Genomic DNA, 10090 nt, shown 5'->3' on the forward strand with positions numbered 1-10090 from the left:
TCTTCCGATCTCGTCGCCGCTCGAGCTGGCCGCCGGCACGCCGCTGCGCGCGGCCACGTTCGCCGGCGCGACCGCACTGACGCGCAGTGTCGCGATCGCGACCGACGCGGACGCCTTGCGCCGCCGCGTCGGCGGCGAGCTCCAGCCCTGCCGCAAGGACGGCGGCCTGCGGCTGCGCCTCGAAGACGACGCGCCGGTCGACGGCGAGCGGCCGTTCTACAGCGTCGACATCTTCGACGCCTGCTGGGTCTGGCCGCAGGCGGACCTTGCCGGCAGCGGCGCGATCGAGGTCGAGGTCGGCAGCCTGCCGTACAACTTCCAGCTCTGGCACGACGCGAAGCACGTCGTGCGGCGCAAGCCCGCGACCGCGGCCGGCGAACTCGAAATCCGCCGCGGCGGCTGCACCGGCAAGCCCTGGGTCAAGCTGCCGCTCAAGGAAGCCACGCGCAATCCCGAACGCACGACCCTTCGGGCGAAGCTGCCGGCCCGGCCGAAGACCGCGCCGCCCGCCGAGGACCTCTGCTTCGTGTTCGCGCGACCGGATACGAAGACTCTGTGGGCGGTATCCGAAGTGCATCTGGTGCCGGCGCAGGAGTAGTCGCGCGCGGCGGCGGAGTTCGCGAGGCCGGCGCCGATGCGCCGGCCCGGTGGCATTGCGGTGCACTCACGGCTGCGCGGAGGCGCGACGGCGGCGCTATCGCCGTGCGTGCCGCGGTCAGTGCAGCCGGCCGTGCGCCGCGCTGGCGACCACGTACAGGCGCTCGGGCGCCTGCGGGTTCACTTCCTCGCCGAGCGCCGCGAGGCTAGGGTCGAGCAGGGCGCGAGCGGATTCGCGCTGGCCGTGCAGGGCCAGCGCCGTTCCGCGCAGCGCGTCGATGGCCTGCGGCCATCGCCCAGTCGCACGGTGCGAATTCAGCGCCTGCGCGTCAAGCTCCGCTATCACGGCGTCGGCGGCCTCGACCTGTCTCAGATCCAGCTCGCTGAGCGCATAGACGAAGGCGGCGTCCTGCGTCTGCGGCGACTTCGCGCTAGGCGCATTCGACGAAGTAGGGCGTGAGTTCGAAGTTCCAGTCGATGATCGCGGTGAAATGCGCTGGTCTTCCAGGCTCCCCTGCAGCAGGCGCATCAGCGTCGCTTCGCGCCTGAGGGCGTCCAGCGGCGCGCTGTCGAGTGCGAACTTCTATGCGCGTCGCTCCGGCATGCACGTGTGCGCGGCCAGCCAGACTTCGCTGCCGGCGGCCGCGCGACTGAGCTTTTTCTGCAACATGAAGTTGCCGCGGCCTGGCACCGGCTGTCCCGCGACGAGGCGCAGTTCGCCTGGCGGCGGCGCGCCGGCTTCCGTTCGCGTGACCACGCTGTCGAGGCGATAGCCCACGCGCGACAGCGTGGAGATCAGATCGGCGTTGGCCTCGCCGAGCGCGCGGCGCAGCTTGGCGATGGCGTTGGGCAGCACCTTCTCGATCGTGATGCGGCCGGCCCACACCTCGCGCAGCAACTCTTGCTTCGTCACCACCTGGCCGGCGCGGCGCAGCAGATAGGCCGGCACTTCCAGCGCGCGCCACTCGGCGATCACCGGCAGGCCGGAAACGCGCAGCTCGAAGCGGGCTTCGTCGAATTCCGCGGTGCCGAACCGATAGCGGCCGAAGTCGGGTTTGGACAACTCACTGTTCTGCAAGAGATAGGGCCGCCGTTACCGAAGCGTTACCGGCGCGGTGCCGCGGCGTGGGTACTGTCCGACGCCGCGTGCCTAGCATCGGTTCCCGCCCCGGAACCGAATCCAAAAAAGTCCAGCGGCAATCGGCGTGGAGACAGTCGGTGCGCGACTGGACAGCAGATGCGGCGCGCGCTTTCGCAATGCCTGCATCCTGCGTGCGGTTCGAGGCTGGCCGCCTGAGTTTCCTGCGTGAAGCGGAATCCGGCGGCCGTTCATTCAAACCATTCCCAAGGAGCGCCATGAAACTCAGACGATACCTGGTGTACGCCGCGTTGGCGGCGACGACAGGCCAGGCCCACGCGCAAACGGCGACGAGCATCCGCGACGAATATGCCCGCGACATCAGTTCCGCTCAAACGGTGGCGGCTTTCGGGCCCGACCTGTTCGGCGAATCGGTGAACCTCAAGGACGGCGTCACTTCGTTCAGCGCGACGGACGTGACGGCGGCGACCAACAGCGGCCTGCCGGTCGCGGTCGGACGCACGCTCGGGGTCAACGCCATGGATGTCGACGACTACGTCGACAAGCTCGCCGACGGCGAACTGTTCGGCAACTGGAAACTCGACGTGCCGGTGATTCACGGCACCTTCGACGAGCGCACCGGCTGGGTCGTGGGTTCGAGCACGCCGACGCTGCGCTGCAGTTCCGGTTACACCCCGCCGCCGGCCAGGAGTCTGTTCAGCGCCTGGAACCTGTCCTACCTGCCGGAGCAGTACTGGCACGGCAACGAAGTCCGCATCCCGGGCAAGGGAAGCTACCCGCTGCTGGCGCTGCCCTCGGATCGTGCGCGGCCCGATGACGGCCAGCAGTACTTCTGGACCACCAAGGACGGCTGGCGCGTGTCGTGCCTGCCGGCCGTGAAGAACGCGGCCGGCGAGGGATTCAAGGTCGCTCTGCCCGACGGGACCAAATACACCTTCGACTGGATGAGTTCGCGCAAGGTCGCGGCGCTCAAGGACAAGCAGTGCAAGAGCGCGTACTACAACGAGTACAACGTCATCAACTGGGCCTTTACCTACTACACCTTCGACTGGGATGACGTCACGCCGGATGACCCGAACGGTCGCTGGCGCATGAACCGCATGGACGGCGGCGCGGTGAGCGGCGGTTCGCGGCAGGTCAATTTCTGCCGCGAAGAAGTCGTGGTCAACCGTCGCGAGTATTTCCTTCACGCCACCAAGGTCGAGGATCGCTTCGGCAACACCGTCGTCTACGACTACGATCCCGCCAACCCGCGGCGTCTGCGTACGATCACCTCCAGCGACGGAAACGCGATCGGGCTCAGCTACGGCAGCAACGGCAAGATCAGCGCGGTGACGCAGAACGGCCGCACCTGGCAGTACCAGTACGCCAGTGCCGATGGCGCCACGCTGTCTGCCGTCGTTCGTCCCGACGGAAGCCGCTGGACGTTCCAGTACGGCGACCTGTACAGCATGCTGCACCAGGACAATCAGCACATCCTCTGGCTCGACTGCGAGCCTTCGGTGCCCGGACAGGCCACGGCGTCGGTCACCATCGGTCATCCTTCCGGCGCGGTCGGTGTGTTCGACTTCCGTTCCATGGCCCACGGCACCGATCGCGTGCCCGGTTCCTGCTATCAGCCGGACCCCGACCAGTCGACCCATGCGGTGCTGACCGACGTTCTGATGGTATACAAGGCGGCATCGCTGACCAGCAAGCAGATCTCCGGACCGGGGCTGGCGACGCACACCTGGACTTACGACTATTCCCCGCACTGGAGCTGGAACGCGACCGGCTACGTCGACGACTGCAGTTTCCCGGCGGCGAACTGCGACAGCACGGTGAAGACCGATGTGACGGCGCCCGACGGCACGGTCACGCGCTCGACCTTCGGCAACGACTACTGGCACAACGCGGGCCAACTGCTCAAGGTCGAGACGCTCAGCGACGGCGTGCCGGTGCAGACGGTGGAGCACACCTATCTCGCCAGTGCGGCGGGCCAGGCCTTTCCCGACGCCGCCGGCGTCGATCCGAATCCACGCAACAACCGCCTGGTCACCGAGAAGAATCGCCCGCTGAGCGTCACGACCACCTCGCGCGGCGGCGACCACTTCACGCGCAGCTTCAACGCGTTCGACGCCTTCGTACGGCCGACCCGCGTGACGCGCGCCAATTCGCTGGGGTTCTCCAAGGAGGAAGTGACCGAGTACCACGACAACCTCGGTCTCTGGGTGCTGGGCCAGGTGCGGCGCCAATACATTCCGGCGACGAGCGTCAACGCCGCCGGCGGCGCCGGCGACGTGGTATTCGCCGAGACCGAGTACGACGCGCAGGCCCTGCCGTCCCGCAGGTACGCGTTCGGCCGGCTGATCCAGGCGCTGAGTTACGCGGCGGACGGCAACGTCAGCAGCATTGCGGACGGCAACGGCAATGTCACGTCGCTGAGCGACTACTATCGCGGGACGCCGCGACTGATCCGCTTCCCCGCCACGGCCGAAGCGCCGTCCGGCGCTGCACAGTCGGCGACGGTCGACGTCAACGGCTGGGTCAGCGCTGTCACCGACGAGCTCGGCTCGAGGACCTGCTACGGCCGCGATGCGCTGGGGCGCATCGTCCGCATCACGTATCCGTCCGAAACCCAGGCCGGCGTCTGCGACGCGTCGCGCTGGACTCCGGTCTCGCTGCAACTGACCCAGGTCGCCGCGGAAGAGCACGGGCTGCCCGCGGGGCACTGGCGCCTCAGCCGTTCCGAGGGCAACAATTCCCGGAACCTGTATCTGGATGCGCTGTGGCGCCCGGTGCTCGAGGAAACGTTCGACGCGAGCGACGCCGGCGCGACTTCGAGCCAGACGGTCACGCGTTACGACAGCAAGGGCCGCAGGAGTTTCGTGTCGAATCCGCAGCGCGGCGTCGACAGCTATCTGGACGCCCTGGCAGGCACGCGCACCCGCTACGACGCACTGGACCGGCCGGTGCGGGTCGAGGTCGACAACGAGCTCGACGCCGCGGCGCCGCTGGCCACCGTCACCGAATATCTGGACGGACTGCGCACGCGCGTGACCAATCCGCGCGGCTTCGTCAGCATCAGCAGCCACCTGGCCTGGGACGAGCCCGGTTACGACCTGCCCATCTCTCGTCTGATGCCCGAGGGCAAGGTCGTGCAGATCGAGCGCCATCCGAAATTCGGCTGGCCGCTGCGTCTGACCCAGCGCAGCGCGGACTACGCCCAGCAGCAGACGCGCCGTTACGTCTACGACGGCCATGCGCAGCTGTGCAAATCGGTCGAACCCGAGGCCGGCGCGACCGTCATGGGCTACGACGCCGCCGGCAATCTGACCTGGAGCGCGGCCGGCCTGAGCCAGTCGTCCTACGCCGCTACCGACGATTGCAATCACACGCAGGCCTGGAGTTCCGGGCGCCGCGTGGACCGCAGCTACGACGCGCGCAACCGGCTGCTGACGCTGGCCTTCCCCGACACGCTCGGCAACCAGATCTGGACGTATACGCCGGACGGGTTGCCCGCGAGCATCGTGACGAGCAACGAGGCCGGCGCGACCGCACCGGTCAGACTGGCCTACACCTACAACAGGCGCCGCCTGCCGACCGCGGAAACCCTGAGCCAGGCCGGCTGGTACGACTGGACCATAGGCCATGCCTACGACAGCCTCGGCAACCTCGCCGCGCAGACCTATCCGACCGGCCTCAACGTCGACTATGCGCCGAATGCCCTGGGCCAGGCGACGCGCGCCGGCAGCTACGTCACGGACGTGCGCTACCACCCGAACGGCGCCGTGCAGCAGTTCTCCTACGCCAACGGCGTGGTCTACACCATGCGCCAGAACCTGCGGCAGCTGCCGGCGCAGATGACGGCCTCGGGCGTCGCCGACCAGATCTACAGCTACGACGCCAACGGCAATCTCACGGGCATCGCGGACCGGGTTCGCGGCAGCGGCTACGACCGCACCATGAGCTATGACCCGCTCGATCGCCTGACCGCCGCGAATTCGGCGAGCTTCGGCGGCGACGCCGCGCATCGCTTCACCTACGATGCGCTGGACAACATCACGTCGTGGCGGCTCGGCGGAATCAAGGACTACGACTACGTCTACGCCGCGGGCACCAACCGGCTCGACGCGATCCGCAACGGCGCGGGCAGCGTGCTGCGCAGTTTCTCCTACGATGCGCAGGGCAATCTGCAGACCAAGGACGGTCAGGCCTTCCAGTTCGACGTCGGCAACCGGCTGCGCCAGGTGGCCGGCAAGGAAACCTATCGCTACGACGGCCTCGGCCGCCGCGTGCAGACGACGCGGGCGGACGGCTCCCAGGCGCTGTGGCATTACAGTCAGGCCGGGCAGCTGCTGTTTTCGTGGGACGGCCCGACGCGGCAGCAGACCCACGAATACGTCTATCTCGCCGGCCGGCTCGTCGCCACGATCGATCATGACTGGCCCGCCAACACGACGGCGACGGTCCGTTACCGGCACACGGACGCGCTGGGCAGCACGATCGCCGCATCCGACGCCGCCGGTCAGGTCGTCGAGCGCAACGACTACGAGCCCTACGGCGCGGTCATCGGCAAACCGGGCTTCAGCGGCGTGGGCTATACCGGGCACGTCATGGACGGCACCACCGGGCTCGCCTACATGCAGCAGCGCTACTACGACGCGGACGTCGGCCGCTTCCTGAGCGTCGATCCGGTGACGGCGGACGCAAGCGGCGGCGGCAACTTCAACCGCTACTGGTACGGCAACGACAACCCCTACTCATTCGTCGATCCGAACGGAAAGCTCGGCGAGCACTGGCGCTGCGTCACCCCTGGAAGCTGCGTGCCGCAGCAGGCCATGCAGAGGGCTCAGGTCTTCGCGAACTACGTCAGCAGGAAGCTGGAACCCTTGCAGCCGTACGTCGAACCGGTGAGCAATTTCCTGGTCGATTCGGGCGAATGGGTGGCGCACCAGTCGGTGGAAGGAGTGCTGAAGCAAGTGCCCGGCGCCGGCGAGCATCTGGCGTCCTACTACAAGGACGTGATCAAGCCGCGCATCGACGGCGCCGTCGAATCGGCCATCAATGGCGATGCCGGCCCGAAGGCCCCGAGCTCCAGCGGAGACTATGTGCCGACCACGGTAGTCATCACCAAGCCGGACGGCACCCGTTACGAGGTGAATTTCGGACCGCGTACGCCGGCACCCGGCGACAAGCCGATCGAGGACAAGCCGAGCCCGCCACCCGAGCCCAAGCCGGAGCCGCAGCGGTAACACGGCGTACGGCGGCGGGTCCGGCCGAAGGCCGGATCCGCCGCCGACGTGAAGGCCGCCGACGCGCCGCGCACTGCGCCCGGTCCGGGGAAGCGCAACGGGCGCTTGGCGGAATTCCCCATCAGGATTGCGATTCCGCCACCGGCGCGGCAGGCTTGGCCGACCTAGCATGGTTCCACCCCTCCCCAAGGAACCTGGCCATGAACACTACGAATCGCTCGCTGTATCGTCGGCTTTCGTCGGCGGCCCTGCTGCTGTCGCTGCTGCTGGCCGGCGCCGCCGGTGCGGCCGGCATCGCGATCGACGACGCGGTCGTCGAGCCGCTGCCCGGACGCGACTACAGCATGCGGCTGGACCTTGCCGCCGCGCGTTTCGAGCAGATCGACGCGCAGAGCGGCGAGACCCATGCCCGCGCGCTGAGCACCGAATGCGTCGCCGCGCTAGCGCCGGGCCTGTGGCTCGCCGTGCCGGCCGCGCAGGGGCTCGAGCTGCTGCCGGTCGGCGCGACCGTCGATCATGCGACCACGGTCGCCGCCGGCTGCCGCACGGCGCCGGAGCAGGCCGCGACGTTGCCGCCGGCCGTGCTGCAGCAGATCGCCGCGAACGGCGGCGGCGTGATCTACGTCGACGCGGGCGGCCTGGACGCGGCCGGCCGCCTCGCGGCGAACGGAGCGCGCTGATGGCGGCGCTGCGCATCGGCATCCTCGTGCACGAGTCGGCCATGGCCTCGGCCGTGACCACGCCGTTCGATACCCTGCGCACGGCCAACAAGCTCGCGCACACCTTGAATCCGGGCGCGCCGGCGCCGGTGTCGGTGCAGATCGTCGCGGCGCGCCCGGGTCCGGTGAAGCTGGCCTCGGGCATCAGCTTCGAGGCCGCGCAGGCGCGGCCCGACGAGCTCGACGTGCTGCTGGTCGCGGCGATCGACTACGCGACCGTCGGCGATCTCTGCCGCAAGCTCGACGCGCTCGTCGCCGAACGCGTGTTGCTGCGGCGCTGCGCCGAGGCCGGCCTGCGCATCGCCTCGACCTGCAATGCGACCTTGCTGCTGGCCGAGGCCGGCCTGCTCGACGGCCTGCGCGCGACGACGAGCTGGTGGCTTGCCAACGTCGCGCGCGAGCGCTATCCGGCCGTGGACTTCACGGTCGAGGAACTGCTCGTCGACGAAGGCCGCGTCGTGACCGCCGGCGCGGCCACGGCCGCCTACGAGCTCGTGCTGCAGATGGTCGAATGGGCCGGCGGCAAGGGCTTGGCGCAGAACGTGTCGCGGCTGATGCTCGTCGACCGCGAGCGGCAGAGCCAGGCGCCGTACATCAGCCTCGCACTGGCCCAGCGGCCGCGCCAGGGACTCGGCGAGCGCGCCGAGAAATGGCTGCAGAAACGCCTGCACGAATCGATCAGCGTGCGCGAGCTCGCCGATCACTGCCGCGTCAGCGAACGCACCTTGCTGCGCCGCTTCCACGAGGATTTCGGCGCGACGCCGCTGGAATACGTGCAGAAGCTGCGCGTGGAACGCGCCAAGGCGCTGCTGGAGACCACGCATCTGTCGTTCGAGGAAATCGTCGGCCGCTGCGGCTACCAGGATGTGTCGAGCTTCCGCCGCCTGTTCAAGCAGGTCGTCAGCATGACGCCGAACGATTACCGCGAACGCTATCGGCTGCGCGCGCGCTGAGCGCGAGCGGCTACGCAACGCATCGGAGGTCCGCGGCTGAGAGGAATCGCGCGGCGGCGGCAGTGCTGGGCAACGTCTCCCAGCGAGTGCCGCCATGTCTCAACGCTATGTGTTACTGCCGCAGACCGGACTGACCGCCCGCAGCGGCCCCGACGCCGAGCGTCTGCAACGCCTGACCGACGCGTACGAACGCGAGGCCGGCGACGACCAGCAGCTCGACGGCGTGACCGTGCAGGTGGTGGATGCGCAGCGCGACGGTCCGGTGCTCGTGGAGATGAGCGAGGCCGCCGCGGCCGCGCTCGTCGCGACCGGCGTGCCGCTGCGCCTGGTCGAGGAAGTCGTCTATCCGCATCCGCATCCGCGCGTGCTCGCGGCCGGGGCACGGCCGCGGCGGCGCGCCGACGCCGACGGGCTCGTCGCGATCACGGTCACCTGCGTCGACGCGCGTTCGGGCGCGCCGCTGGCCGGTGTCCACGTCGTCGCGATCGGCGACCGCGCCGCGCGCAGCGGCGACGAGGGCTGCACCGATTCTGCCGGCTGCGTCGCGCTGCGTGTGCCGGCCGGCGTGCCGATCGAACGCCTGATCGTCGAAGCCGACGCGCGCCAGTGGGGCGCCTGCCGCGACGGCCTTACGCCGGCCGACCAGCGCATCGAGCTCGCGCCGCTGGACCTGGCCGCCGCCGACGTCGTCCGGCACTACTACCCGGCCGCCGCGGCTGCGGAACGCTTCGATCCGGCCACCGGCGTGACCGTCGGCATCGTCGATACCGGCGTCGGACCGCATGCGGCGCTCGGCGGCGTTCAGGGCTGCTGCACCGTGACCGGCGACGTCGCACGGCTGCAGCGCACCTACGACGACGTCGACTGGCACGGCACGCACGTCGCGGGACTGATAGCCGCCCAGGGCCGGCTGCCCGGCCTCGCGCCCGGCGTGAAGCTGCGCGCGTATCGTGCGTTTCCCCAACGCGGCAGCGGCGCGACGAGCTTCGCGATCATCAAGGCGCTGATGTTCGCCGTCGCCGACGGCTGCGACATCGTCAACCTGAGTCTCGGCGGCGGACCGCCCGACGAGGCGCTGTCCGAAGCGCTGGCCGATGCACGCAACCACGGCGTGCTCGTCATCGCCGCGGTCGGCAACGACGGCGAGCCCTACGTGGCGTTTCCGGCGACTCACGACGACGTCGTCGCGGTCGCCGCGTTCGGCCATCGCGACGGATTCCCGGCCCAGGCCCAGGCCGCCGGCGACATCCGCGCGACGCCGGCGTCGACGCGCGACCCGGCCGAATTCGTCGCGGCGTTCTCCAACTCCGGCAAGTACGTCGATGCGATCGCACCGGGTGTGGCCGTGCTGTCGACGGTGCCCGGTCCCGCCGACGCCTATGCGCCGCTCAGCGGCACCTCGATGGCCGCGCCGATCGTCGCCGGCGTCGCCGCCTGCCTGCTGTCGCGCGACCGCGCGCTGTTCCGGGCGCCGCGCGATCGCGCGCG

General features: G+C 69.5%; 6 protein-coding genes and 1 pseudogene. 5 read left to right on the forward strand and 2 right to left on the reverse strand.

Translation table 11 applies throughout. The features are described 5' to 3' along the window. Window positions 1-598, forward strand: a pseudogene (locus NON22_RS14605) (beta-hexosaminidase); the annotation flags it as partial. Between the two features lie 117 nt (window positions 599-715). On the opposite strand, the gene NON22_RS14610 reads toward NON22_RS14605, so the two are convergent. Beyond that, window positions 716-1126, reverse strand: a complete 411-nt coding sequence (locus NON22_RS14610) for a hypothetical protein (RefSeq protein WP_257387682.1) — start codon at window positions 1124-1126, stop codon at window positions 716-718. 54 nt (window positions 1127-1180) lie between these two features. Continuing rightward, on the reverse strand, window positions 1181-1660 hold the full coding sequence (locus tag NON22_RS14615; RefSeq protein ID WP_257387683.1) for a winged helix-turn-helix domain-containing protein: 480 nt from the start codon (window positions 1658-1660) through the stop codon (window positions 1181-1183). Between the two features lie 293 nt (window positions 1661-1953). Between NON22_RS14615 and NON22_RS14620 the strand changes: the two genes are divergently transcribed. From NON22_RS14620 to NON22_RS14635, 4 genes are all read left to right on the forward strand, one after another. After that, a complete protein-coding gene (locus NON22_RS14620; protein ID WP_257387684.1) occupies window positions 1954-6930 on the forward strand; it encodes an RHS repeat domain-containing protein in 4977 nt (1658 codons plus the stop codon). Between the two features lie 200 nt (window positions 6931-7130). Beyond that, the gene (locus NON22_RS14625; protein WP_257387685.1) at window positions 7131-7610 is read left to right on the forward strand and encodes a hypothetical protein; all 480 of its coding nucleotides are present in this window, start codon (window positions 7131-7133) and stop codon (window positions 7608-7610) included. Beyond that, on the forward strand, window positions 7610-8602 hold the full coding sequence (locus tag NON22_RS14630; protein WP_257387686.1) for a GlxA family transcriptional regulator: 993 nt from the start codon (window positions 7610-7612) through the stop codon (window positions 8600-8602). The genes NON22_RS14625 and NON22_RS14630 overlap by 1 nt, the downstream gene beginning before the upstream one ends. 94 nt (window positions 8603-8696) lie before the next feature. Further along, window positions 8697-10090, forward strand: a 1394-nt coding sequence (locus NON22_RS14635) for a S8 family serine peptidase (protein ID WP_257387687.1), incomplete at its 3' end; no start/stop codon positions are given.

This window comes from Tahibacter caeni, assembly GCF_024609805.1.
Taxonomy (GTDB): Bacteria; Pseudomonadota; Gammaproteobacteria; order Xanthomonadales; family Rhodanobacteraceae; genus Tahibacter; species Tahibacter caeni.